We start from the raw sequence: 24,383 nt of genomic DNA on the forward strand, positions 1-24,383 counted from the left end.
TCATCGATCGCCCTGATGGTGCCCGATCACGAGCATCATGCTGCGGCTGAGTCCTGGATGAGCGCTCTGGAGCAGGAGGGCCTGATCGCCTTCGACCCGGCGCTGGCGGCGCGCCTCCCCGACGTCGTCGACCCGGTGGGCGATCCGGTCGGGCGGGGCGGCGCGACCTGAGTGCGGGCCGCGCCGCCCCGCCAGCGCCGCACTCAGGCCGGGCGCAGCCTCAGCGTGTGGAGCGCGGAGGCCTCGATGGCCCGGCGGCTGAAGGGCCAGGGGTGCATCCGTCCCTCGGCCCAGGCCTCGAACTGGTCGTTGACGTGGGGTGAGAGCGGATGCCCGGAGATCCCCGAGGAGATCACCCACAGCGCGCCGTCGACGTCGGCCATGTCCACGGCCATGCGCATGGAGGCTCCGGCGACCACCTGGTAGTCCACCCGGCCGTCCTTGACGGTGCTGTCGTACCAGGAGGCGTTGGGGATCTCCCCGGCACCTGAGACCGGGCGCGAGTCGGCATTGAAGAGCCGTTGCACCAAAGAGGGCACGCCCTCGCCCCCCAGGATCTGGTGCGCCTGCTTCTGCACATGGATCCTGCCCCAGGCCCACGTCGTGTGGTCCAGGCCCATCTGCGCAGTGAGATCGGCGTCGGCGGCGGCCCAGGCGCGCCGCATGATCGTCTCGGCGTCCTCCACCTCAGGGGTGGCGGTGTCGTCCCACAGGGGACTGCCCGGATCAGCGACCAGGCTCCCCAGCATCCGGCTATCCGTTGCGTACTGATCCCCCATCTCATCGCCGAGGGCGGCGTGCCCGAGGTGGGAGTACAGCGCCGCCATGATCGCGGCGCCCCGGGACTCGGTGGACATGTGGGCGCCATCGGCGTACCAGGTGGCGAGGGCCTGCTGGAGCTCCTGCAGCCTGGGCTCGCTCAGCTCCACGGCCGTCAGGGCCGGGGCCAGCTCATCGGCCTGCGGGGAGTGGTCCAGGAGCATCGCCTGCCCGGCCTGCTCCACCGTGATCGGCCCCTCGGCGGTCATCTGAGCCAGGGCGTCATAGATCTGCTGCGAGCGGTACCCGGGGGCGTAGTGGCCAAGACCGAGGTACGGGCCGCTGGCCTCAGGGGTCACCGGCTGGTTGGCAGGCGCGATGATCCCATCGGGCGGGTTGAGCACCGCGGGCATATCCTCAGGCGCGTAGAAGCCCTGCCAGTCGTAGCTGGAGTCCCAGCCCGGACGCGGCCAGCGGCCATCGGCGCCCAGGTTCTCCGTCTCATGGGTCATCGTGGCCTGCTGGTCAGCCGGGGCCTTGATGGGACGGATCGGGTACCTCCCGGAGGCCTGGTAGCCGATGTCGCCGTCGGCAGTGGCGAAGAGGATGTTCTGAGCCGGATCCGCGAGAAGCGCCGCCGCCGCGGCAATGCCCTCGGCGCCGGTGGAACGGTTGAGCGCGAACCACGCCTCACCCGACCTGTTGGGCATCAGCGCCGTCCACTGGACGGCCACCGAGAAGTCCCCGGTCACCCCGGGCAGCTGCTCGAAGCTCTCATCAGGTGCGAAGAGTCCCGAGACGATGGGGCCGTGCACGGACTCGCGAACCTCCACCTCGAAGGGCTCACCACCGGCCACCTCGAAGGACTCGGTGCGGGTGGTGTAGGCCAGGCAGGCCCCATCACGCCGGTAGGTGCCATCCCCGGCATTCTGCTCCACCACCAGATCGCTCGGATCACCACTGAGATTGGTGAAGGCCCAGGCCAGCTGCGGGTTGCGCCCGATGACGACGCCGGGCATGCCCGCGAAGGAGAAGCCCTCGACGTCGAAGGTGCAGTCCTCATCGAGGGCCGTGCAGTGCAGCCCCACCTGCGACCACACCGACGGGTAGCTGATCTGCAGGTGCGGGTCGTTGCCGATGATGGGACTGCCCGAGGCCGTGCGGCTCCCGGAGACGACGAAGGAGTTCGAGCCGATGCCCGGGCCCTGCCCCAGGATCGCCGGAACAGCGTCGAGGGTCCGCCGCGCCTCCTGGAGCGCGCCCGAGGCCCCGCCCAAGGCGTCCATGGAGGCCGGGGAGACCGGGGATGCGGTGCTCTCCTGCGCGCTGTGCTCGACGGCGGACTCGGCCGCCGATGCAGCCTCGCCGGGTGCGGAGCCATCGGCGGGCTCGGGGCAGTCGACGACCTCAGCGTCATGCTCGGGCACCGGCAGCGGGTCGGCCACGGGGTAGTCGGAGCGCGGCCGCAGGTTGCTCGCGCCGTCGTCGAGCAGGATCGGCCGGCGGGCGGCCTCGTCGGGAGCGGGGCTCAACTGCTCGACGGCGGCCGGACTGCCCAGCGTCTGGAGCATCTGCATGTTCCAGGCCTCGTCCACGTGTGTACTGCTCAGGCCCTGGGACGACAGCATCTTGAACCAGGACAGGGAGTCGACGCCGCTCCACGGCTCGATATCCCCCACCGGCAGGCTCAGGCCCATGACCGCATACTCATTGGCCACCTGCCAGCGGGCCTTGCCCTCCAGGTAGGCGTTGACCCCATCGGCATAGGCCTGGTAGAAGCCGCGGGACTCCTCGGATATGAGCTCCCACTCCTGCTCGGCCACGCGCCGCAGGCCCATGGTGCGCATCGCGATATCCGACTCCTTGCCCGCCTCGCCGACCATCTCGGAGAGCCTTCCGGCAGTCAGGTGGCGGCTCATATCCATCTGGAAGAAGCGGTCCTGGGCCTGGACATAGCCCTGGGCGAAGAACAGGTCGTGGTCACTGGAGGCGTAGATGTGAGGCACGCCCCGGCCATCGCGGCTCACGGTGATCTCATCACTGGGGCCGCTCAAGGTGATCGCGCCGTCGTAGCGCGGCAGTGGGGCCCGGATGACGACGGTCAGCGCCGCCCCGGCCAGGAGGACGAGCACGAGGAGAGCGCACAGCGAGCCGATCAGCCATCTCCTCATCCTGCGTCGGCGTCTGCGCCTCCTCGTGGGCGCGGCACTCCGAGCGGATGCCTCGGTGGATACCCCAGTGGCCGGCCCGAAGGGCAGCTCTGGGGACGACTCAGTGGGCATGTCAGTGGGCATATCAGTGGGCATGGAACCTCCTCAGATCGCCCCGGACGCTAGGCGGCCCCCGATCCGGGCGCACCGGGCACCTGGGGGAGGCGCGCTCCCCCAGGTGGCGGATGCGCGCCGGGGGAGGATGGGTAGAGTTCCGGCGCGTGAGCACCCCTGACCTGGCACAACGCATCCACTGGCTGCTCTGGGGCGCTTCAGCGGCGGCGACGGCGATCATCACGATCAACATGCCCCTCCTCCTCATCCAGGATCTGCGCAGCCTCAACCACGAGCAGGGCTGGTGGCAGACCGCCTGGCTGTGGACGCAGATCGCCTCACCAGTGATCGCCCAGCTCCTGCTGCTGCCGGCCCTGGGCGGAGGAGGACTGGTCCGCCCCACCATCAGCCTGCTCCTCAGCGTGCTGCTGCCGGGCACCGTCCAGGGGCCCACCTGCCTGGCCGCGGCGCTTCTGGGCACCCGCTCCAAGACGCGCTCCCTGCCCATCGCCCTGGGGGCGCAGGTCGTGGGGACGGCACTGGGGATGGCCATCAGCCCGTTCCCGGAGCACCGGGCCAGCTGGTGGACGACGCTGCCGGGCCTGGTCTACACCGCCGCCTTCGTGCTGCTGGGCATCCTGCTCACCAGTCACCAGGAGCTCACCGAGGCCCGTGTGGCGCGCGCCCGGTCGCAGGAGCGGGCCCATATCTCGCGCGAGATGCATGACTCCCTGGCCCAGCGCATCTCCCTGATCTCCCTGCATGCCGCCGCACTGGCCAGCCGGCCCGATCTCGATGCGCAGCAGGCCGCCCGCACCGCCGGCACGATCCGGGCCATGGCGGCCGAGGCCGGCAGCGAGCTGCGCCAGATCCTCCACGTGCTCCACGACGACGGCTCTGGCGACGAGGCCGCCGTCGCCTGGGAGGACGTCACCCATGTCATCGACCAGTACCGCGACGCCGGTCTGGAGATCCTGGTCAGTGCCGATCACGGATGGCGGAGCGCATTCGACGGGGCGGGCACGGCCGTGCGCCACGCACTCCTGCGCATCATCGAGGAGGCGCTGGCCAATGCCCGCCACCATGGCTCGCAGGACTCGGCGCACCTGGGTCTCCAGGTGGGAGCGACCGCCCTGGCGGTGGAATGCATCAATCCGGTGGCGCGGGCCTCCTTCCCGCAGCCCGGCCACGGCCTGGGCCTGCCCGGCCTGCACGAGCGGGTGCGGCTCCTAGGAGGACGGCTGAGCACCCATCGAGCCACGGGGCGGTTCATCCTGCGGGCCGAGCTGCCCACAGGCCCACAGGGCCGAGGCTGGTGAAGGAGCTGATCCATGACCGACCCCATGACCGCCTCCATGACCGACCGGGTCCGCGTCGTCATCGCCGATGACCAGGCCCTCGTCCGCTCCGCCCTGCGCCTGATCCTGGAGGGGGATGCGGACCTGAGCGTCCTGGGCGAGGCGGCCGACGGCCAGGGGGCACTGGACGCGGCTCGCCGCCTGCGCCCCGACGTCCTCCTGCTGGACCTCCACATGCCCGGCCGCGACGGGGTGTGGGCCTGCCAGCGGATCCGCGAGCTCGCGCCCGAGGTCAGGGTGCTGGTGCTCACAGCCTTCGACACCGATCGTCTCGTGTCCTCGGCCCTGCGGGCCGGTGCGGTCGGCTTCCTGCTCAAGGACAGCTCCCCGGAGCAGATCCTCCAGGCGGTGCGCAGCGCCGCCCACGGTCAGCGGCCCTTCTCCCCGGCCGTGCTGGAGCAGCTGGTGACGACCACCGCCATGACGGCGCCGTCGCGCCAGGCGCCCACCACCCTGACCGGGCGCGAGCGCGAGGTGGCGATCCTGGTGGCGCAGGGGCTGGTCAACAGCGAGATCGCCGAGCAACTGGGCATCGGCCCCGCAACGGTCAAGACCCATGTCTCGGCACTGCTGGAGAAGTTCGGCGTCAGGAATCGGGTGCAGCTGGCCGTCGTCGTGGCGCAGTGCCGGCTGACGGCGCCCTGAGCAGCGCCCTGAACCGGCCGCTCGCCTGCGCCGATGAGCCGGCAGCGTCCTGAATCGGCTCTCGGCCACTGTCCGCCGCCAGCCGCCGCCGGCCGCCGTCGGGGCCGCCCAGGCCGCCTTGCGGGCGGGTGAGCAGGGCCGATACCCTCAACCGCGATCCCTCCCCCGGCTCAGGGCACTGCCTCTCAGGGCCGTGGGTCCCAGGCAAGGAAGTCGTGCACGAAGACATGGACCCCCACTCCGCACCCGGCCGCGAGGGCCACGGCCGCACCTGGGCCAAGGCCATCCTCCTGGGCGAGCACTCGGTGGTCTACGGGCACCCCGCCATCGCCGTGGCCCTGCACGATCTGCGCATGGAGGCCACCGCCACCCCCATCACCGGCCCCTCGCACCTGGCGAGCCTGGGCTACAGCGGCCCCCTGGCCTCCAGCCCCCAGGGCTTCGCCTGCGTGGCCCGGGCCTTCGAGGCGGCGCGCGAGTTCGCCGGGCGCATGGACCAGTCCTTCGCCATCGCCACGCGCAGCGACTTCCCCCACGAGCGCGGCCTGGGCTCCTCGGCGGCCGCCTCGGGCGCGATCATCCGCGCCGTGCTCGATGCCTGCGGCCGCAGCGCCAGCGCTGAGGAGCTCTTCGCCCTGACCCAGATGGCCGAGCAGGTGGCCCACGGCAGGCCCTCGGGGCTGGATGCGGCGGCCACCTGCGCCCCGGGGCCCATCCGCTTCCAGGGCGGGCGGATGACCCCGCTGAGCCAGCGCATCGAGGGGGCCTGCCTGGTCATCGCCGACTCCGGGGTCCACGGCTCGACCCGCCAGGCGGTCGAGGGCCTGCGGGCCCGCTACGAGCAGGATGCCCAGGGCATCGGCGCGCTCATCGGCCGTCTCGGGGAGCTGACGACCACGGCGGAGGTGGCCCTCGATGAGGGCGAGGCGCCGGCTCTGGGGGCGGCCATGGACCAGGCCCACGCGATCCTGGCCGAGCTCGAGTTGAGCCTACCGGTCCTGGACCGGCTCACGGCGGCCGCCCGTGGGGCCGGCGCCCTGGGCGCCAAGCTCACCGGCGGGGGCCTGGGCGGCTGCATCATCGCCCTGGCCGGCGATCCGGGCGCGGCGGGCCGCATCGGCTCGGCCCTGCGGCAGGCGGGCGCCGCCACCACATGGACCTATCGGATGCGCACCAGTGAGATCAGGGAGGCCGAGCGGTGGCAGTAAGTCCCGCGGCGCCGACGGCGACAGCCAGCGCCAACACCAACATCGCCCTCATCAAGTACTGGGGCAAGGCCGATGAATCGCTGACGATCCCCACCACCTCCAGCCTGTCCCTGACCCTGGGCGGCACCCGGACCACCACCACGGTCTCCTTCGACGGCGGGGACCGGGGCCGCGATGCGGTGACCATCAACGGCGCCGCGCCCGGCCAGGGCGCCCTGGGCCGGGTAACCCACTTCCTGGACCTGGTGCGCAGCCGCTCGGGCCTGAGCCGGGCCGCCACGGTGACATCATCCTCCACGGTGCCGCTGGCCGCGGGCCTGGCCAGCTCGGCCGCGGGCTTCGCAGCCCTGGCCGCCGCGGCCTCGCGCGCGGCCGGCCTGGAGCTCGATGGACGGGCCCTGTCGCGCCTGGCCCGGCGCGGCTCGGGGTCCGCCTCGCGCTCGGTCTTCGGGGGCCTGGTGCTGTGGCGGGCCGGCAGCGACGAGGAGTCCTCCTACGCCGAGCCCGTCGAGGCCGCCGGCCTGGCCGGTGGCGGGCCCGACGGCGCCACCGGCGGTGATCCGGACCTGGCCATGGTGGTGGTCGTGCTCAGCGACAGGAGCAAGTCCATCGGCTCCACGCAGGCCATGCGCCACACCATGGCCACCTCCCCGCTCTACCCCTCCTGGGTCCGGGCCAGCGCCCAGGACCTGCGCGAGGCCCTGGCCGCGGTGCGCCGCGGTGATGTCCAGGGCCTCGGGGAGGTGGTGGAGGCCAATGCCCTGGGCATGCACGCCACCATGCTGGCCAGCAGGCCCGCCGTCATGTACTGGATGCCGCGCACCGTGGAGGCGCTCCACACGGTGCGGGCCCTGCGCGAGGAGGGCATGCCCGCCTGGGCCACCATCGACGCCGGGGCCAATGTCAAGGTCCTGACCCCGGGAGGAAGCGCCGAGCAGGTCGCCCGGGCCCTGGGCGAGCGCCTGCCCGGGGCGCAGGTCTGCGTCCACCGCCCTGGCGCGGGGGTGCGCTTCGAGACGGCGGCTCCATCCTGCGCGGAGGACGCTCCCACCGGCCCCCAGGCCGCCCCACCGGCCGGGCAGGCCGCGCGGTGAGCCGCCCCGAGGCCCCCTCGGCCTCCGCCAGCGCCCCGGGCAAGCTCTACATCGCGGGCGAGTACGCCGTCGTCGAGCCGGGCCATCAGGCGATACTGGTGGCTGTGGACCGCTTCATCACGGTGAGGATCACCGCAGCCCAACAGGTGGGCCGGATCCGCTCGGCCCTCTACGGGGGGCGGGCGCTGACCTGGCACCGCCGCCAGGACGGCGCGGCGCAGGTCGATGGGCGGGGCGCGGACTATGTGATCAGCGCGATCCGCGTGGTGGAGGAGCTCGTGCGCGAGCGCGGCGGCAGGCCGGTCGTCTTCGACCTGGAGGTCGTCAGCGAGCTGGTCGATCACGGCAGCGGGCGCAAGCTCGGCCTGGGCTCCTCCTCGGCGGTGACCGTGGCCACTGTCCGGGCCGTGGCCCGCCTCTACGGGCTGGAACTCGATGACATGGAGGTCTACCGCCTGGCGCTGCTGGCCTGTGAGGACGTCGAGCCGATCGGCTCGGGCGGGGACATCGCCGCCAGCGCCCTCACCGGCTGGGTGGCCTACTCCTCCCCCGACCGCGGCTGGCTGCGCCAGGAGCGCCGGCGCCGCAGCACCGGCGAGCTGCTGACCACGCCCTGGCCCTGCCTGAGCATCCGCCGGCTGGAGCCCCCGGGCCTGCGCCTGCAAGTGGGCTGGACCGGCACCCCGGCCTCCTCCCCCCGCCTGGTGGCCGGGGTGCGGGCCAGGGCCGCCCACAGCCCGCACTACGCGGCCTTCCTCGCCGCCAGCCAGGACTGCGTCAGCGCCCTGGTGCGGGCGGTTGGTAAGGGCGACCATGAGGGGATCGGCGCGCAGATCCACCGCAACCGGGGGCTGCTGGCCGACCTGGGCCGTGCCAGCGGCATCACCATCGAGACCCCGGGCCTGCGGCGCCTGGTGGAGATCGCCCAGGATCACGGGGCGGCGGCCAAGAGCTCGGGCGCCGGCGGTGGGGACTGCGGCATCGCCCTGTGCCCGCCGGGCACCGACACCGGCGCCATGCGCGCGCGCTGGCGTGCCGGGGGCATCGAGCCCCTGGACCTGGCGGTCCACTGCCATGATGGGGGCGGCGGGGGCGGTCACCCCGGCGACGGCGATCGGAGGGATGCGGCATGAGCTCACGGGCTCCAGGACCCGACCGGCCCCGGGAGGGCTCGCTGCCGGGCGCCGGGCGCAGTGGCGAACGGGGCGGTGAACAGGGCGGAGGCGCACCGCCCGGGGCTCCGGCGTCGCAGGAGGCACCGGTGCGCGCGGCCCGCAAGGACGAGCATGTCGAGCTGGCCCTGCGCCTGCACGGCCAGGACCGTCCCAATGCCTTCGACGACCTGTCCTTCATGCACCACGCCCTGGCGGGCACGGCCACCGCGGAGGCGGATACCAGTACCACGGTGTGCGGCGCCCGCTGGGAGCTGCCCTTCTACATCAATGCCATGACCGGTGGCACCCCGGCCACCACGCGCATCAACGCCGACCTGGCCGCGGCCGCCGCCGAGTCGGGCGTGGCGATCGCCTGCGGCTCCCAGCACATCGCCCTGAGCGACCCCGAGCGCGCCGAAGGCTTCCGCGTCATCCGCCGCCAGGCCCCCCGCGCCTTCATCCTGGCCAATGTGGGGCCCGCGCTGGCCCCCGACCAGGCGGTGCGCGCGGTGGAGATGCTGGAGGCCGACGCCCTGCAGATCCACCTCAACGCGGCCCAGGAGATCGTCATGCCCGAGGGCGACCGGGACTTCCGGGATTGGCCGCAGCAGGTCGCGGCGATCGCCGAGGCCGTGGCGGTGCCGGTGATCGTCAAGGAGGTGGGCTTCGGGCTCTCGGCGCGCACCATCGCCGCCCTGGCCCAGCTGGGCGTGGCCGGCGCGGATGTGGCCGGCAGCGGCGGCACCGATTTCATCGCCATCGAGAATGAGCGCCGCCCCGAGCGCGGCTACTCCTACCTCTCGGGCTGGGGGCAGTCGGCCGTCCTGTGCCTGCTGGAGGCGCTGCACGGCCCCAGCAGCCCGGGCGTCAAGGCCGGCTCAGGCGGCACAGGCAGCATGGTGCCGGGCGCCGTGGAGGGCAGGGTCCATCTGGCCCGCATGCGGGGCACCGGCCGGGCGACGGCGGCTCCGCGGGGGCTGGAGCTCCTGGCCTCGGGGGGCGTGCGCCATCCCCTCGACGTCGTGCGCGCCCTGGCCCTGGGGGCCCGCGCGGTGGGGGCCTCGGGGCACTTCCTGCGCACCCTGACCGGTGGGGGCCCCGAGGCGCTGCGCCGCGAGCTGGATGCCTGGGGCGAGCACCTGCGCTCGCTCATGGCCCTGCTGGGGGCCGACGACGTCGAGGCGCTGCGCCGCACCGATGTGCTGGTCACGGGGCGCACTGCCGAGCAGGCGCGCCTGCTGGGCATCGACCTGGGGGCCCTGGCCCGCCGCTCGACCTGAGCAGCCGGCGGTCGCGCCACCGTCCCGCGACCGGCCCCACCCGGCGGCGAGGCACCGCTATCGGGACGCCGTCGGAGCGCCACCGAGGGGATCGGTGGCGCTCCGGAGGGATGAGCAGCGGCTCAGACGCTCCTCAGGCCAGGGCGCTGAGCCAGGTGACGATGCCCGGGGCGGCGTAGAGCGTCATGAACTGCACGCCGTAGCCCACCCCGAGGCGGTTGAGCGATCCGCAGACCACGCCGATGAGCAGCACCCCGAAGATGTTGGGGATGCCGGCATCCAGGTAGGCCAGCAGCAGGATGAAGGCCGTGAACAGGCCCAGGACCGCCTCGTGGGGGATGCGCCGCATGACGAAGGAGGTGATGTGGGAGGACCAGCGCACCGCGATGACGTAGGTGATGGCCACCGAGATGAGCGCCCCCACGGTGACCGGGATGATGGCCCCCTCCAGTTTGAGCAGGTGGTGCAGGTTGTGCTCATCGGTGTAGACCTCCCCGGCGTTGAACAGGGGGCCTGCGGGCCCGGCCGAGACCCCGGAGATGGGGATGCCCAGCGCCACCAGCGGGATGATGGCGCCGGCCAGGTAGGTCGAGTGGGTCAGCGCGCTCATGACGGTCACGGCCCGCTGGGAGCGGCGCACGCGGTCGTGGGAGATACGGCTCGCCGAGGCCTCTCCCAGCAGGAAGGTCAGGCCCACAGGGCTGAGCACGAACAGGGGCGTGGACAGTGCCGCCATGGCCGCGCTCCACAGGCCCTCGGAGCGGGTGACGAGATCGCCCGGCAGGAGGCGCTGGAGGCCGAAGCCGGAGCGCGAGAGCCGGGAGACCGTCCGGCTCCCGTGCGGCAGGGCGGCGCGGCGCTTGGCGTTGAGCAGCTCCAGGAGGGTCAGCAGCATGGGGCCCACGGTGATGCCCAGGAAGAAGGAGATACTGACCTTGGCGCCGGGCGGGATGATGCCGGTGGACTCATAAAGCGCGGGAAGGCCCCGGAAGAGCAGTGCCATGGGGATGATGGACAGCAGCGAGAGGATCCGGTTGCCTCCCAGCAGCGCCAGGAGGACGGCGCCGGCGGCAAGGACGATGGGCGTCTGGTCCTTGATGGGCTGGGCGATGGGCGCCAGCAGGAAGGCCAGGGCGAAGCTCAGCGGGATGGCGATGAGGGTGCCAATGGTCGATCCCACGGCCATCTTGCGGATGGTCTGGGAGGCCAGGCCCTCCTGGCGCAGCAGGATGGAGTGCTCCATGAGCGGGGCCGACATCACCCCGCCCGGCAGCCCCACCAGGGCGGTGGGGATGCCGTTCATGAGGTTGAGGGTGACCACGGCGGAGATGAAGAAGGCGAGCACCACCTCGGGCGGGGCGTCGGCCAGGATGATCGCCAGGGTGACGGGGGCCAGCACGCTGGTCTCGTCGGTTCCCGGGATGAAGCCGATGAAGGTGTAGAGGACGACGGCGCCGAGCACCGCGGCGAGCATGAGGCCGATGAGCTCCAGAGTCATCGTGCGCTCCCCTCGGCCGTCTCGAGGCAGCCCGGCTCCTCGTCGACGATGATGACCTCGCGCTTGGGGGTCACCAGGAGGCAGTTGACGGCGAAGCCGGCCACGGAGGCGCCCAGACCCCAGAAGAGCGGGGCACCCCCGACCCGCAAGGACAGGAGGACGGCGGCCACGGCGCAGGCGGCGGAGACGGCCAGGCAGATGATGAGGTCCCTGGGCGAGACGAGGTCGTTCCAGACCTCGATATTGTTCTGACGCTCCGTGCTGTCGGAGCCTGTGTGGGCAGATTCGTGCACGTTCGGCGATCGTAGGCCAGTGGCCAGCAGGGCACTAGATGTACTTCCCTGTGAGGTTGTGAACGCGGCTGGCGGGGGTTTGGCCGTTGATGGCGGTGTGGGGTCGGTGGTGATTGTAGTGGTGGAGCCAGGCCTGGTAGGCGGTCTCGCGCTGGGTCTGGCTGGTGTAGGTGTGGGCGTAGGCCCACTCGTCTTGCAGGGTGCGGTTGAAGCGCTCGACCTTGCCGTTGGTCTGCGGCTGGTAGGGACGGGTGTAGCGGTGCTTGATGCCGGCTGCGGACAGGACCTGGTTAAAGGCCCGTGAGCGGTAGCAGGCCCCGTTATCTGTCATGACAGCGCCGACAGTGATGCCCAGGTCCTCGAAGAACGCCTTGGCGCGCTGAAAGAACCCCGCGGCACTTTCCTGGGTCTGGTCGGCCAGGATCTCGGAGTAGACCACACGCGAGTAGTCGTCTATCGCGTGGTGGATGTACCGGTAGCCTCCGACCGGGCCGCCCCGGCGGCGGGTGCGGGTCTTGGCGCGGTCCGCGGCCAGGGCGGGCGCTGAGCCACGTCCGTGAGCGCGCCAGCCCCCGCCGTCGGGGATGCGGCCGAGCTTCTTGATATCGACATGCACCAACTGGCCCGGGGCACTCTTTTCGTAACGCACCGGCGCAGGGCGGCGCACCGCCAGCCCGGTGGCCCGGTCCACCTCGGCCAGGCGGGGCATGCGGTAGCGCTCCAGGACCCGCCCTACTGTGGAGCGTGCCAGGCCCAGGTGGTAGGCGATGCGGTGGGGCCCCCACCGGCGGTTGAACCTCAAGGCGATGATGCGCCGCTCAGTGCGCCTTGCCAGCCGCCCTGGGCTGTGGTGGGGACGGGCGGAGCGGTCCTCCATGGGCTGGCCGGCCCGGTACCGGCCCACCCACCGGCTGGCGGTGGCCGGCGAGACCTGGAAGCGCTCAGCCGCCCGGCGCACGGGCCATCCCTGCTCGACCACCAGGACAGCAAGACGACGACGCCCCTCAGGGGTCAGTGGTGCGTTAGCGTGGGTCATGAAGGCCTCCGGTCAGTGATGCGAGTGTGTCAACCCACATCCTGCCGGAGGCCTTCACTCACCACCCACCCCGTTCACAACCTCCCGAGGAAGTACAACTAGATGCTGTTCACCATAGGTTTGCTGACGCGCCGTTGCGCTGGGTCCGCCCAGTCGGGCGAGCCCCTCCCTGCTCCCCCACGCCGCGCTCCCCCGCGCCGCTGTCCGGGGCCGGGCGCGTGGCTCAGGCCGGCGGCGAGGCTTGCGGCCCCAGTCGCTCCAGGTAGCCGTTGGGGTCGGCCACCTCCCAGGTGCCCGGCTGGGTGCCGGGCACGGGACCTGCCGCCACGGGCAGGTCGGGCCGGCGCGCTCGCCGCTGCTCCACCAGGAGGGCGGCCAGCTCCAGCCCCGTCATCCCGATGGTGTCCACGCCGATCTGCCCCGGGGCGTACCCCAGGCCGGCATTGGCCTTGTTGAACAGGCGGTTAATGCCGCGCAGGCGGCTCCAGGGCCAGGCGGGATCGGCGAAGACGATGAGGACGGAGCTGACCCGGGCCCCGGTGCTGCGATCCTCATTGGGCAGGAAGCCCACCGCCTGCTCCCAGGGGAAGAAGCCGAGGGAGTTCAACCAGCTGGAGTCGTTCACCCCCCCCCCCCCCCGATCGTCGATGACCAGGGCCGGGCGCTGGATGAGCCTGAACCAGGTCAGGGTGAAGAAGCCGAAGACCACGGCGCCCAGGAGTCCTGCCAGGAACGTGATCCAGCCCTGCGTATCGCCGGCCTGCACCCGCTGAACCCCCAGGAGCAGGACCCAGAGGCACGCGGCGGTGAGCAGGAGGCAGCCCACGGTCCTCCAGATGACCTTCTTCCCCGAGCGCTTGATGATCTGCGGTTCCATGGGTTGATCATGCTACCTGCTGTCTCCCGGCGCCGGCCTCCCGCTCCCGGAGGCGCTACTGGTCTACAGCAGGATGGTGGCGAAGGTGCCCACCTGGTGGAAGCCCACCGAGCGGTAGAGGGCGAGGGCGGCGTCGTTGAAGTCGTTGACGTAGAGGCTCACGGTGCCGCGCCCGCCCAGGTGGTCGCGCCGCACGGCGTCGACGGCGGCGGCCAGGGCCACGGCGCCCACTCCCCTGCCGCGCAGGTCGGGGCGGGTCCACACCCCGGTGATCTGGGCGATGGGCTCGGCGGGATGGGGCCATAGGGCCCCGACGTCGGCCTTGAAGGCCACCTGGGCACCGGGCCCCTGCGCGGGGCCACCAGCGCCGTCGTCCATGACCACGTAGCTGCGCCCCGAGGCCACCAGCCAGCTGACGTGGCGGGCGTAGGAGGGCCCGGTCTCGGTGGGGTCGTAGCCGAGCTCGCCGGTGAACATGGCGATGGAGGCAGCCAGGACCTGCTCATCCTCGCCGACGGCCGCCGGGCGCAGGCCTCTGCCCACCCACTCCAGGCCGGGGCGGCGGCGCAGCTGCTCGGCCAGGAGCCCCTGGCCGCCGGGCCCGTGGGCGGCACACAGCAGGGGCTGGTTCCAGCGCTCCTCGCGGGCCGCGGCGCCCATGCCCTCAAGGCGCCGCCACAGGGGGGCCACATCCTGCAGCGGCCCCATGATGGAGCCGCGCCGGGCAAGCCGGGGACGGCAGTGCTCGGCCATGGCCATGACCTCCGCCTGGCTCATCCCGGGCAGGCCCGCGCGCGCCGCCAGGCCGAAGGGCATGACGCCGCTGGTGGTCCAGGCCGCCGCCCGGGGCCGGACCAGATCGCCCACGGCCACCAGGTCGCCCCGGCCCCAGCTCCTCCAGCGCAGCATCTGGTGGGCCAGGGGCACGGCGGCCACCGGATCGGCCGAGCACAGGCCCAGCAGCCCGGGGAGCCGCTCGGGGCCCGCGGGGATCACCCGGGCCCGACGGCGCCGCAGCAGTGTCATGCCCGACCGGCCGGCCCGCTGTGGGGCGCCTTCATGGCTCAGCCCGCCGCCGAGACCATGGGCGAGGTCCCCGCCAGGGCGTCCTCGCCAAGTTCCTCGGCCATCTGGGCGGCCATGTCCTGGGCGTGGCGCAGGAGGGTCTCCACGACCTGGTCCTCGGGCACCGTCTCCACGACCTTGCCGCGCACGAAGATCTGGCCCTTGCCGTTGCCCGAGGCGCAGCCCAGGTCCGCCTCGCGGGCCTCCCCCGGGCCGTTGACCACGCATCCCATGACGGCCACGCGCAGGGGCGCGGTGATGCCCTTGAGGCCCTCCTCGACCTGGTCGGCCAGCGTCCACACATCCACCTGGGCGCGCCCGCAGGAGGGGCAGGAGACGATCTCGAGCTGGCGCTGGCGCAGCCCCATGAACTCCAGGAGCTTGGTGCCGACCTTGACCTCCTCCACCGGCGGGGCGGACAGGGAGACGCGGATGGTGTCACCGATGCCCTGGGACAGCAGGGTGCCGAAGGCGGCGCAGGACTTGATGGTGCCCTGGAAGGCGGGGCCGGCCTCGGTCACGCCCAGGTGCAGGGGCCAGTCCCCCGCCTCGGAGAGCAGCTGGTAGGCCTGGACCATGGTGACCACGTCGTGGTGCTTGACGGAGATCTTGAAGTCGTGGAAGTCGTTCTCCTCGAACAGCCCGGCCTCCCAAGTGGCGGACTCCACGAGGGCCTCGGGGGTGGCCTTGCCGTACTTCTTGAGCAGGCGCGGGTCCAGGCTGCCGGCGTTGACGCCGATGCGCAGGCTCACCCCGTGGTCGGAGGCGGCCTTGCAGATCTCGGCGACCTGGTCGTCGAACTTGCGGATATTGCCGGGGTTGACGCGCACCGCACCGCAGCCGGCCTCGATGGCGGCGAAGACGTACTTGGGGTTGAAGTGGATGTCGGCGATGACGGGGATGCGGGACTGCTTGGCGATGATCGGCAGGGCGGCGGCGTCCTTGTCCGTGGGGCAGGCCACGCGCACGATGTCGCAGCCCGCCGCGGTCAGCTCGGCGATCTGCTGGAGGGTGGCTCCGATGTCGTGGGTCTTGGTGGTGGTCATCGACTGCACGGTGATGGGGGCATCGCCCCCCACCTCCAGGGGGCCCACCTGGATCTTGCGGGTGGGGCGGCGCGGGGCCAGGACGGGGGCCTGGGCGCGCACGGTGGGGATGCCAAGAGCGATCGCGTCAGTCACGCACCCCAGTATGGCATCAGGGCGCTGGGGTCATGGCACCGCTGGGCGCGACCACACTGTGGCATCGGTCCCCACGGCCCGCGCCCCGGGCGGGCCCGGCTACTGGTCCGTGGAGGGCTCGGGTCGGTCCTCGACAGGGGCCAGGGAGCAGAACAGGGCTACCGCCCCAGCCGCGATGCCTGCAGCCATGACGATCAGGGAGATGTTGAACGCCACGACGTCGTCCACGCCCACGGCGGTGAGCACGGAGTCCACCATCCTCTGATCGTCGCCGTCAGGCAGGATGAGCGGCAGGAGGAAGAAGCAGATGAGGAAGACCAGGTAGCCCCAGGCCGCCGAGGCGTTCATCCGCTTGGCCGTCTTGCGTCGGTTGGCCCATGCCGACACCGCCCAGATGAGGAGCTGGCCCGCCACGATCATCGGCAGGAAGAGGCCGATGTAGAAGATGGAGAGCCAGCCGGGGATGGCGGCGCGGACCACGGCGGTCCATATGGCGAGAAGGATCACCATGGGGAGCTGGAGGAGGTACAGGGATCTCTCCAGGCTGCGCGTCCGCTCGGCCCAGGACGGCCTGCGGTCCGCATCGGCGGCACCGCCCTCCTCCTGACCGCCGGGCGGGAGCGGGGCCTCGACGCGCTCGGAAGCCCTGGAAGTGGGGGCCTCCCCGGGAGTGGGGGCGCTACCAGTGCTCATGAGTCCTCCTCACAGGGGCGCGACGATATCGACCCAGACCAGGATGAGCGCCATGACGATGAGCAGGCCGAAGACCACCTGGCCCACGGGGATGAGCCGGGCGGTGTCCACCGGGCCGGGGTCGGGGCGGCCCTTGGCCCTGGCGATGGCGCGGCGCAGGCCCTCCCAGCAGGCTCCGGCCACATGCCCCCCGTCCAGGGGCAGCAGGGGGATGAGGTTGAAGGCGAACAGCGCCAGGTTGAGCCCGCCCAGGAGGCTGAGCATGAGGAAGACGCGCACGGAGAAGGCCACCGTGCCCTGCCCGGCCTCCGCGCTGGAGGCCTGGCCCGCCACGCGCCCCAGGCCCACCAGGCCGATGAGGCCCTCCGCGTTGCGCTCCTCCAGGCCCAGGCCCGCCGCGACGGCGTGGTAGAGGCCCACGGGGAGGGTGGCGATGGCCTTGAGGGTGCCGCCCACGGCCTGGCCCACGACGGCGGGCACCTGGGAGGCGGGCAGGCGCTGGGTGCCGATGACGGGGCTGACGCCCACGAAGGGCCGCTTCTCGGTGACGACGGCGCCCGAGTCGTCGGTGACCGGCATGCCCTGGTCATCGCGGAGGGGGCGCTCGACCTCCACCGGGGTGAGGCTCACGCTCTGCCGGCGGCCGTCGCGCTCGATGTCGACCTGCGCGGGCCGGGTGCCGCCATCGGCGATGGCCTGCTGGACCTGGGCCCAGGTGGTCACCGGGGTGCCGTTCCAGGCGCGGATGGTGTCCCCGGCCCTCAAGCCCGCCTGCGCGGCCGGTGAGGCCGGGTCCTCCTCGGAGCACTCGGCCCCGGCATGGGCCGTCACGCAGGGCGCGACAGTGGACAGGGTAGAGGTGCGGGCCGGTGGGCCCACGACGGCGAAGGCGATGGTCAGGAGCACGACCCCCAGGACCAGGTTGGTCAGGATCCCCCCGGCCATGACCACGAGCTTGCGCGGAACACTGAGCCGGTAGAAGGCGCGGTGCTCCTGGCCGGGCTCGATCTCCTCCAGGGCCTCGGCGCGGGCCTGGCCCACCGCTCCCAGCTCGCCGTTCTTGTCGCGCTTGTCGGGGCGCGCGGGGTTCTCCGGGGGGAGCATGCCCACGAGCTTGACGTAGCCGCCCAGCCAGATGGCCTTGACGCCGTACTCGGTCTCCCCGCGCCTGATCGACCAGACCCGGGGGCCGAAGCCGATGAAGTACTCGGTCACCTTCACCCCGAAGCGCTTGGCGGGGATCATGTGCCCCAGCTCGTGCAGGGCCACGGACAGGCCGATGCCGATGATGAGGATGACGATGCCCAGGGCGTAGGCCAGGGTCTGGGTCATGAGGCTCCTTGCGTGCGGGTGCGGGCGATGAGCTCCTCGGCGCGGGCGCGCGCCCACTGCTCCGCCTCCAGGACCTCCTCAAGGCCCGGGGCGGCCAGGCCCTCGTGCTCCTGGAGGACCTGGGCGCTGATCTCCACGATGTCCAGCCACTCCAGGCCCCCGGCCAGGAAGGCGGCCACGGCCTGCTCGTTGGCGGCGTTGAGCACCGCGGGGTGGGTGGCCGAGGCCTCCACGGCGCGGCGGGCCAGGGCCACGGCGGGGAAGGCGGCGTCGTCGAGGGGCTCGAAGTCCCAGGCCAGTGGCGTGCTCCAGTCGTTGGGGGCCACGAGGCCGGACAGGTCGGGGCGCTGGGGCCAGGTCAGGCCCAGGGCGATGGGCAGTCGCATATCAGGCGGGGAGGCCTGGGCGATGGTGGCCCCGTCGCGGAACTCCACCATGGAGTGGATGACGGACTGGGGGTGGACGACGACCTCGATGTCGGCGGGGTCGACGTCGAAGAGCAGGTGGGCCTCGATGAGCTCCAGGCCCTTGTTGATGAGGGTGGAGGAGTTGATGGTGACCACCGGCCCCATGGCCCAGGTGGGGTGGGCCAGGGCCGCGTCGGCGCCCACACCCACCAGCTCCTGGCGGCTGCGGCCGCGGAAGGGGCCCCCCGAGGCGGTCAGGATGAGGCGGCGCACCTCGCTGCGGCCCGAGAGCACCGGGCTGGTCAGGCCCTTCTCGTGGCGCCCACTGGCCAGGGCCTGGGCGATGGCGGAGTGCTCGGAGTCCACCGGGACCACCTGGCCCGGGCGCCTGAGCGCGGCGCGCACCAGGGCCCCGCCCACGACGAGGGACTCCTTGTTGGCCAGGGCCAGGCGGGCGCCGGTGCGCAGGGCCGCCAGGGTCGGCAGGAGCCCCACGGAGCCGGTGATGCCGTTGAGGACGGTGTCGCCCTCGCCCAGGGCGGCGGCCTCGATGATCTGGGTGGCGGCGCTCGGGCCGGTGAGGATGGTGGTGACCGGGTCGGGGCGGCCCAGGCGCTGGGAGGCCGCCGCCAGGGCGCGGCGCAGGTCCCCCTCCGCCGCCCCAGCCGTCCCTGCCGTCTGGGCCGGGCCCCCCGGGGCGCTGATGGCCACCAGGGGGACGCCGAAGCGCACGGCCTGCTCGGCCAGGAGGTCGAGGCGTCCTCCCCCGGCGGCCAGGGCGGCCAGGGCCGGGGCCCGGTCGCCCAGGCGGGTGAGGACCTCCAGGGCCTGGGTGCCGATGGAGCCGGTGGAGCCCAGCAGAACCAGGCGGCCGGGATCGGTCATACAGTGGGGGGCCGGATCACTCAACGGACAGCAGCACCTCGACGACGCGGGCCAGGTAGCGGTCCACACTGGACTCCTCGTAGGCCTTGGAGCCGCGGGCGGCGCGGAAGACCGCCCCGCGCACCTCGGCGGAGGTCAGGGTGGTGTCGGAGTCGAAGTAGCCGGCGATGCGGTCCATGAGGGCATCGACGTCGGCCTTGGAGTAGCCCTGGCGGCCCGCGGGGGCGAAGCGCTCGCCGATGGGGCGCAGCAGGCGCGGGTAGAGGGTGGTGGCCAGCTGGGTGACCTGGTCCATCCAGGCCTGGCGGCCGTGCTGGGCCACGAAGCTGGCGCGTCGGCGCTGGAGGAAGGCGGCCTCGAGGCGGTCCAGGGCGGCGTCGACCGCCACCGGCTGGTAACCGCCGGGCACGACGTCGAAGGCGACCGTGCGCACGCCCTCAGAGTCCATCTCGTTGAGCTCACCGGCGTCGTAGATCTCACGGGCCGTCTCGAAGTAGCGGTCGACCTGCTCGGGGCGGTAGCCCGGTCGCAGGAGCGCCGACTTGGGGAACATGCTGCTCATCGCGTCTTAGCCTTCTCCTGGTTGAGTACCTCGGTCGCCAACTGGCCGCAGGCGCCGTCGATGTCACTGCCACGAGTGTCCCGCACCGTGGTGGTGATGCCTGCACGACGCAGCGTATCGACAAAAGTATCCTGGACCCCGGGCTCGGAGCAGGTCCAGATGGAGCCCGGTGTGGGATTGAGCGGGATGGGGTTGACGTGGGCCCATCCGCTGCCCCGCCGATTGAGCTCATCGGCGAGCATCTGGGCGCGCCAGGCGTGGTCGTTCATGTCCTTGATGAGGGCGTACTCGATGGACACGCGCCTGCCGGTGGTGCGGAAGTAGTCGTGGGCGGCGTCGAGCAGCTCACCGACCTTCCACTTGGAGTTGACCGGGATGAGCTCGTCGCGCAGCTCGTCGTCGGGGGCGTGCAGCGAGACGGCCAGGGTGACGGGCATGCCCTCGCCGGCCAGCCTGCGGATGAGGGGCACCAGGCCCACGGTGGAGACGGTCACGCCGCGGGCGGACAGGCCGAAGCCGTGGGGGGCGGGGTCAATGAGCCGGTGGAGGGCGGCCACGACGCTCTTGTAGTTGATCATCGGCTCGCCCATGCCCATGAAGACCACGTTGGACAGGCGCGCCGGTCCTCCCGTCAGGCCGCCGTCGGCGGACAGGCGGGCGGCATGGCGCACCTGCTCGATGATCTCGGCGGTGGACAGGTTGCGGGTCAGCCCCATCTGGCCGGTGGCGCAGAAGGGGCAGGCCATGCCGCAGCCGGCCTGGGAGGAGACGCACAGGGTGGTGCGGTCCTTGTAGCGCATGAGGACCGACTCCACGCGCACGCCGTCGTGCAGCTCCCACAGGTGCTTGATGGTGCGCCCGCCGTCGGCGCGCAGGGCCCGCACCTCGTGGATGAGCTCGGGCAGGAGCTCGGCGCACAGCTGCTCGCGCTGGCCGGCGGGCAGGTCGGTCATCTCGGCGGCGTCGCGGGTCAGGTGGGTGAAGTAGTGGCGTGAGAGCTGGTCGGCGCGGAAGCCCGGCAGCCCGGAGTCCTTCAGGGCGGCCTTGCGCCCGGCCAGGTCGAGGTCGGCCAGGTGGCGGGGGGCCTTGCCCCGTGCCGGGGGGACCGCGAAGGACAGGCGGGGGCGGGCGTCGGGGCTGGTGGCGCCCTCGGGGGGCTGGTCGGTGGGCAGCACCTGCACCTCACCGGGGCGCGGCCGCGCCGGGGCGCGCCGGATGGCCACGGGCTCGGGGCGGCCGGTGCGCGGAGTGCGGGCGGGGCTCACGGGCGCTTCCTTTCCGTTGCGGATGGGGTCGTGGTGGGCGGGCAGGGCCGCGGTGCCAGCGGCTCCTGCGCCCGCGCCGCCAGGAGGCCTAAAGGACCAGGAGGCTGAAGACGTAGACGACGGGGGCCGCCACCAGGATGGAGTCCAGCCTGTCCATGATGCCCCCGTGCCCCGGCAGGAGGGTACCCATGTCCTTCAGGCCCAGGTCACGTTTGAGCAGCGACTCGCCCAGGTCCCCCAGGGTGGAGACCACCACGATGCCGGCGCCCAGGGCGGCGCCGGCCCACAGGGGCCCGCCCATGAGGTGCATGGCTCCCACCCCGGCGCCCACGGTGGCCAGCAGGGAGCCGATGAATCCCTCCCAGGACTTCTTGGGCGACACGGAGGGGGCCATCGGGTGGCGCCCCAGGGTCACCCCCACCAGCCATCCCCCGGTGTCGTTGGCCACCGGCAGGCCGATGAGCAGGAGGACCTTGGCCATCCCCTGGTCCTGGGCGGTCAGCAGGACGGCGTAGCCGGCCAGGAAGGGCAGGTAGGTGGCGGCGAAGACGGAGGCGACGGCGGAGGCCGAGCGGGAGCGGCGCACGACGTCGTGGGCGTCGGTGCGCGGCACGTCCACGCCCGCCTCCTCCAGGGCGGTGCCGGTGTCGGCCTCGGCCTGGTCCATGAAGCTCCACAGCACGCAGGCCCCGGCGGTGGCCGCGTAGGCGCCGAAGGCCGCCTCGGCCCCCACCTGCCAGGCGCTCACCGCGATCCCCAGGGTTCCCAGCCACAGAGGGGCCAGGGGCAGGCGGATGCCCTTGCGGGCGAAGGCGGCGGCCAGCTCCCACAGCGCCCCGCAGACGGCGATGACCGCGACCAGGACGAAGAGGATCGTGTCGACCATGAGCGGCACCACCACCAGGGCGATGAGGAGGGCGGAGACCGCCAGGGCGGCGGGCAGGTTGCGCCCGGCCCTGCCGGTGGCGGGCAGGGGGTCGCGGTTGCGCGTGGGGCGCGGGCTCAGCATGGTGCTCACGGGCTGATCGTCAGGGGTGCGGGTGGTGCTCGGTGCTGGCGGGCCGGTGGGCTCAGACCTCCAGCAGCTCGCCCTCCTTGGTGGCCAGGGCGGCGTCGATCTGCTCCACGAAGCGCTTGGTCAGGGCGTCCAGTTCGCCCTCGGCGCGCTTGACCTCATCCTCCCCGGCCTCGCCGTCCTTCTTGATGGCCTCCAGCTCCTTCTTGGCCTTGCCGCGGATGCCGCGGACCTGGACGCGGGAGTCCTCGGCCCGGGAGCGGGCGAGCTTGACGTAGTCCTTGCGCCGCTCCTCGGTCAGGGCCGGGAGGTTGACGCGGATGACGGTGCCGTCGTCGGTGGGGTTGACGCCCAGGTCGGACTCGCGGATCGCGGTGACGACGTCCTTCATGGCGGAGCGGTCGAAGGGGCTGACCAGGACGGTGCGGGCCTCGGGGATGGTGATGGAGGCCAGCTGCTGGAGCGGGGTGGGGGCGCCGTAGTAGTCCACCATGATCCCGTTGAACATGGAGGGGTTGGCGCGGCCGGTGCGGATGGAGGCCAGTTCGCGGACGGCGGCCTCCAGGGCCTTGTCCATCTTGTCCTCTGCCTCGAGCATGACGTCGTCGATCATGGTGCTTCCTTGTTCGCGTGGGTGGTGGCTGGTGGTGGTGGGGGCGGGGCCCTCAGTCCTTGCTGACGAGCGTGCCGATCCTCTCACCCAGCAGGGCGCGGGTGATGTTGCCCGGCTCCCCCATGCCGAAGACGCGCATGGACAGGCCGTTGTCGCGGCACAGGGCGAAGGCGGAGGCGTCGACCACCTGGAGGCCCTCGACCAGGGCCCGCTCGTAGGTCAGGTAGTCCAGGAGCTCGGCGCTGGGGTCCTTGCGGGGGTCGGCGGTGTAGACGCCGTCGACGCCGTTCTTGCCCACGAGGAGCTCGTCGCAGTGGGTCTCCAGGGCGCGCTGGGCCGAGACGGTGTCGGTGGAGAAGTAGGGCAGGCCGGCGCCGGCCCCGAAGACCACGACGCGCCCCTTCTCCATGTGTCGGATGGCGCGCAGCGGCACGTAGCTCTCAGCGACCTGGCCCATGGCGATAGCCGTCTGGACCCGGGCGGGGGTCCCGGCCTTCTCGATGAAGTCCTGGAGGGCCAGGGCGTTCATGACGGTGCCGAGCATGCCCATGTAGTCGGCCCGGGCCCGGTCCATGCCGCGGGCGGAGAGCTCGGCGCCGCGGAAGAAGTTGCCCCCGCCCACGACGACGGAGACCTGGACCCCCTGGGCCACGGCCTGGGCGATCTGCTGGGCGGCGTCGGCCACAACGTCGGGGTCGAGTCCCACCGCCCCGCCTCCGAAGACCTCGCCGGAGAGCTTGAGGAGCACTCGGCGGGGATGCTGTCCGTGAGCAACGCGGTCGTCGCGTTCCGGGGACTCACTCATGGGCGGGGCCTCCTGGGTCTGGTTGCTGTGGTGCTCAGGCGCTCGGGACAGCCTACCGCGTTCGGCCGCCGCCGAACGCCCCCGCGGGGCCCGACCGCACCCGACGCGCTCGACCGGCCCAGCGCTGCGGGCGGCCGGGCCCTCGGCGAGAACGCCTCATTGACTGAAGGAGCGGGTGAGCACAGGTGTGCTCACCCGCTCCTGTCAGGAACCGGCTGGGATCAGGCGCCGACGCGGAAGCGCACGAAGCCGATGAGCTCGCCGCCAGTGGCCTCGACCACCTTGCCGACGGTGGTCTTGGGGTCCTTGGCGAAGGCCTGCTCGACCAGCACGTTCTCCTTGAAGAAGCCGCCCAGGCGCCCCTCGACGATCTTGGGGATGGCCTTCTCGGGCTTGCCCTCGGCGCGGGTGGTCTCCTCGGCGATGGCGCGCTCCTTGTCCACGACCTCGGCGGGAACGTCCTCGCGGGTGGCGTAGGCCGGGGAGTAGGCGGCGATGTGCATGGCCACGTCGTGGGCGGCCTCAGCGGCCGCCTCGTCGGTGCCCACGAGCACGCCGACCTGGGCGGGCAGGTCGGGGTTGGTGCGGTGCAGGTAGAGCTCGACCTTGGGGGCCTCGATGCGGCCCACGCGGCGCACGACGATCTTCTCGCCGATGACGGCCTGCATGCCGTCGGTGAGGTCCTTGACGCTCGAGCCGTCGACCTCGACCTCGGCCAGGGCCTCGGCGTCCTGGGCACCGGAGTCCAGGGCGGCGGTGAGGACCTGCTCGGCGTAGTCGAGGAACTTCTGGTTCTTGGCCACGAAGTCGGTCTCGGCGTTGATCTCGACCAGGACGCCGACCTGGCCCTTGTCGGTGTCCACGACGCGGGCGGCGATGAGGCCGGCCGAGGCGCTGCGGCCCTCGCGCTTGGCGATGCCCTTGAGTCCCTTGACGCGGATGATCTCGATGGCCTTCTCGGTGTCGCCGCCGGCCTCGTCGAGGGCCTTCTTGACGTCGAGCATGCCGGCGCCGGTCTGCTCGCGCAGCGCCTTGATGTCAGCGGTGGTGTAGTTCGCCATGTATGTCTCCTGGAGAATCTGTGACGGGGATGG

General features: G+C 72.4%; 22 protein-coding genes. 6 read left to right on the top strand and 16 right to left on the bottom strand.

What is annotated here, in order from left to right:
* Window positions 1-203: 203 nt before the first annotated feature.
* Entirely contained in the window at window positions 204-2,930 is a 2,727-nt protein-coding gene (locus MANAM107_RS00805; RefSeq protein ID WP_223909875.1) for a penicillin acylase family protein, read from the bottom strand.
* Window positions 2,931-3,190: 260 nt separating this feature from the next.
* Here MANAM107_RS00805 and MANAM107_RS00810 point away from each other — a divergent pair, with 260 nt between their 5' ends.
* From MANAM107_RS00810 to fni, 6 genes are all read left to right on the top strand, one after another.
* Window positions 3,191-4,342, top strand: coding sequence for a sensor histidine kinase (locus MANAM107_RS00810; protein WP_223909878.1), 1,152 nt, complete (start codon window positions 3,191-3,193; stop codon window positions 4,340-4,342).
* A 36-nt stretch (window positions 4,343-4,378) separates the two neighbouring features.
* Complete coding sequence (locus tag MANAM107_RS00815; protein ID WP_223912661.1) at window positions 4,379-5,026, top strand: response regulator; 648 nt, start codon at window positions 4,379-4,381, stop codon at window positions 5,024-5,026.
* A 215-nt stretch (window positions 5,027-5,241) separates the two neighbouring features.
* The gene (mvk, locus tag MANAM107_RS00820; protein ID WP_223909881.1) at window positions 5,242-6,234 is read left to right on the top strand and encodes a mevalonate kinase; all 993 of its coding nucleotides are present in this window, start codon (window positions 5,242-5,244) and stop codon (window positions 6,232-6,234) included.
* Entirely contained in the window at window positions 6,225-7,328 is a 1,104-nt protein-coding gene (gene mvaD, locus MANAM107_RS00825; protein WP_223909883.1) for a diphosphomevalonate decarboxylase, read from the top strand. Before mvk ends, mvaD begins: the two co-directional genes overlap by 10 nt.
* Entirely contained in the window at window positions 7,325-8,461 is a 1,137-nt protein-coding gene (locus MANAM107_RS00830; RefSeq protein ID WP_223909885.1) for a phosphomevalonate kinase, read from the top strand. The genes mvaD and MANAM107_RS00830 overlap by 4 nt, the downstream gene beginning before the upstream one ends.
* Before the next feature lie 128 nt (window positions 8,462-8,589).
* On the top strand, window positions 8,590-9,762 hold the full coding sequence (gene fni / locus MANAM107_RS00835; RefSeq protein WP_223909902.1) for a type 2 isopentenyl-diphosphate Delta-isomerase: 1,173 nt from the start codon (window positions 8,590-8,592) through the stop codon (window positions 9,760-9,762).
* Window positions 9,763-9,895: 133 nt separating this feature from the next.
* Here the strand turns inward: fni and MANAM107_RS00840 are convergent, their stop codons facing one another.
* From MANAM107_RS00840 to tsf, 15 genes are all read right to left on the bottom strand, one after another.
* Window positions 9,896-11,260 carry a tripartite tricarboxylate transporter permease gene (locus MANAM107_RS00840; protein ID WP_223909905.1) on the bottom strand — a complete coding sequence of 455 codons (1,365 nt, stop codon included), beginning with the start codon at window positions 11,258-11,260 and terminating at the stop codon, window positions 9,896-9,898.
* On the bottom strand, window positions 11,257-11,553 hold the full coding sequence (locus MANAM107_RS00845) for a hypothetical protein (RefSeq protein WP_223909908.1): 297 nt from the start codon (window positions 11,551-11,553) through the stop codon (window positions 11,257-11,259). Before MANAM107_RS00845 ends, MANAM107_RS00840 begins: the two co-directional genes overlap by 4 nt.
* 34 nt (window positions 11,554-11,587) lie before the next feature.
* The gene (locus MANAM107_RS00850; RefSeq protein WP_223909911.1) at window positions 11,588-12,589 is read right to left on the bottom strand and encodes an IS481 family transposase; all 1,002 of its coding nucleotides are present in this window, start codon (window positions 12,587-12,589) and stop codon (window positions 11,588-11,590) included.
* A 223-nt stretch (window positions 12,590-12,812) separates the two neighbouring features.
* On the bottom strand, window positions 12,813-13,466 hold the full coding sequence (locus MANAM107_RS00855; protein ID WP_223909914.1) for an STM3941 family protein: 654 nt from the start codon (window positions 13,464-13,466) through the stop codon (window positions 12,813-12,815).
* A gap of 63 nt (window positions 13,467-13,529) precedes the next feature.
* Window positions 13,530-14,492 (bottom strand): GNAT family N-acetyltransferase, encoded by a 963-nt coding sequence (locus tag MANAM107_RS00860; protein WP_223909916.1) that lies wholly within the window; start codon window positions 14,490-14,492, stop codon window positions 13,530-13,532.
* A gap of 38 nt (window positions 14,493-14,530) precedes the next feature.
* Window positions 14,531-15,712, bottom strand: coding sequence for a flavodoxin-dependent (E)-4-hydroxy-3-methylbut-2-enyl-diphosphate synthase (gene ispG, locus MANAM107_RS00865; RefSeq protein WP_223909918.1), 1,182 nt, complete (start codon window positions 15,710-15,712; stop codon window positions 14,531-14,533).
* A 99-nt stretch (window positions 15,713-15,811) separates the two neighbouring features.
* Complete coding sequence (locus tag MANAM107_RS00870) at window positions 15,812-16,405, bottom strand: hypothetical protein (protein ID WP_223909921.1); 594 nt, start codon at window positions 16,403-16,405, stop codon at window positions 15,812-15,814.
* A gap of 9 nt (window positions 16,406-16,414) precedes the next feature.
* Window positions 16,415-17,737: a M50 family metallopeptidase gene (locus MANAM107_RS00875; protein ID WP_223909924.1), complete on the bottom strand. Its 1,323-nt coding sequence runs from the start codon at window positions 17,735-17,737 to the stop codon at window positions 16,415-16,417.
* The gene (gene dxr, locus MANAM107_RS00880; RefSeq protein WP_223909927.1) at window positions 17,734-19,029 is read right to left on the bottom strand and encodes a 1-deoxy-D-xylulose-5-phosphate reductoisomerase; all 1,296 of its coding nucleotides are present in this window, start codon (window positions 19,027-19,029) and stop codon (window positions 17,734-17,736) included. The genes MANAM107_RS00875 and dxr overlap by 4 nt, the downstream gene beginning before the upstream one ends.
* A 16-nt stretch (window positions 19,030-19,045) precedes the next feature.
* Window positions 19,046-19,591 (bottom strand): DivIVA domain-containing protein, encoded by a 546-nt coding sequence (locus MANAM107_RS00885; RefSeq protein ID WP_179901352.1) that lies wholly within the window; start codon window positions 19,589-19,591, stop codon window positions 19,046-19,048.
* Window positions 19,588-20,856 (bottom strand): dual-specificity RNA methyltransferase RlmN, encoded by a 1,269-nt coding sequence (gene rlmN, locus MANAM107_RS00890; RefSeq protein ID WP_223909940.1) that lies wholly within the window; start codon window positions 20,854-20,856, stop codon window positions 19,588-19,590. Before rlmN ends, MANAM107_RS00885 begins: the two co-directional genes overlap by 4 nt.
* An 88-nt stretch (window positions 20,857-20,944) precedes the next feature.
* Window positions 20,945-21,874, bottom strand: a complete 930-nt coding sequence (locus MANAM107_RS00895; RefSeq protein WP_223909943.1) for a phosphatidate cytidylyltransferase — start codon at window positions 21,872-21,874, stop codon at window positions 20,945-20,947.
* Window positions 21,875-21,926: 52 nt separating this feature from the next.
* A complete protein-coding gene (gene frr / locus MANAM107_RS00900; RefSeq protein ID WP_223909945.1) occupies window positions 21,927-22,484 on the bottom strand; it encodes a ribosome recycling factor in 558 nt (185 codons plus the stop codon).
* A gap of 52 nt (window positions 22,485-22,536) precedes the next feature.
* Window positions 22,537-23,289, bottom strand: coding sequence for a UMP kinase (gene pyrH / locus MANAM107_RS00905; protein WP_179900589.1), 753 nt, complete (start codon window positions 23,287-23,289; stop codon window positions 22,537-22,539).
* A 221-nt stretch (window positions 23,290-23,510) separates the two neighbouring features.
* Window positions 23,511-24,350: a translation elongation factor Ts gene (tsf, locus tag MANAM107_RS00910; RefSeq protein WP_179900588.1), complete on the bottom strand. Its 840-nt coding sequence runs from the start codon at window positions 24,348-24,350 to the stop codon at window positions 23,511-23,513.
* Window positions 24,351-24,383 lie beyond the last annotated feature (33 nt).

This window comes from Actinomyces capricornis, assembly GCF_019974135.1.
GTDB classification, from domain to species: domain Bacteria; phylum Actinomycetota; class Actinomycetes; order Actinomycetales; family Actinomycetaceae; genus Actinomyces; species Actinomyces capricornis.

Excerpts from the sequence above, each read along its gene's own strand:
- frr (WP_223909945.1), bottom strand. The coding sequence starts at position 22,484 with ATGATCGACGACGTCATGCTCGAGGCAGAGGACAAGATGGACAAGGCC.
- MANAM107_RS00805 (WP_223909875.1), bottom strand. The coding sequence starts at position 2,930 with ATGAGGAGATGGCTGATCGGCTCGCTGTGCGCTCTCCTCGTGCTCGTC.
- MANAM107_RS00855 (WP_223909914.1), bottom strand. The coding sequence starts at position 13,466 with ATGGAACCGCAGATCATCAAGCGCTCGGGGAAGAAGGTCATCTGGAGG.
- dxr (WP_223909927.1), bottom strand. The coding sequence starts at position 19,029 with ATGACCGATCCCGGCCGCCTGGTTCTGCTGGGCTCCACCGGCTCCATC.
- MANAM107_RS00885 (WP_179901352.1), bottom strand. The coding sequence starts at position 19,591 with ATGAGCAGCATGTTCCCCAAGTCGGCGCTCCTGCGACCGGGCTACCGC.
- MANAM107_RS00875 (WP_223909924.1), bottom strand. The coding sequence starts at position 17,737 with ATGACCCAGACCCTGGCCTACGCCCTGGGCATCGTCATCCTCATCATC.
- MANAM107_RS00815 (WP_223912661.1), top strand. The coding sequence starts at position 4,379 with ATGACCGACCGGGTCCGCGTCGTCATCGCCGATGACCAGGCCCTCGTC.
- MANAM107_RS00860 (WP_223909916.1), bottom strand. The coding sequence starts at position 14,492 with ATGACACTGCTGCGGCGCCGTCGGGCCCGGGTGATCCCCGCGGGCCCC.
- MANAM107_RS00840 (WP_223909905.1), bottom strand. The coding sequence starts at position 11,260 with ATGACTCTGGAGCTCATCGGCCTCATGCTCGCCGCGGTGCTCGGCGCC.
- MANAM107_RS00870 (WP_223909921.1), bottom strand. The coding sequence starts at position 16,405 with ATGAGCACTGGTAGCGCCCCCACTCCCGGGGAGGCCCCCACTTCCAGG.
- pyrH (WP_179900589.1), bottom strand. The coding sequence starts at position 23,289 with ATGAGTGAGTCCCCGGAACGCGACGACCGCGTTGCTCACGGACAGCAT.
- MANAM107_RS00850 (WP_223909911.1), bottom strand. The coding sequence starts at position 12,589 with ATGACCCACGCTAACGCACCACTGACCCCTGAGGGGCGTCGTCGTCTT.
- tsf (WP_179900588.1), bottom strand. The coding sequence starts at position 24,350 with ATGGCGAACTACACCACCGCTGACATCAAGGCGCTGCGCGAGCAGACC.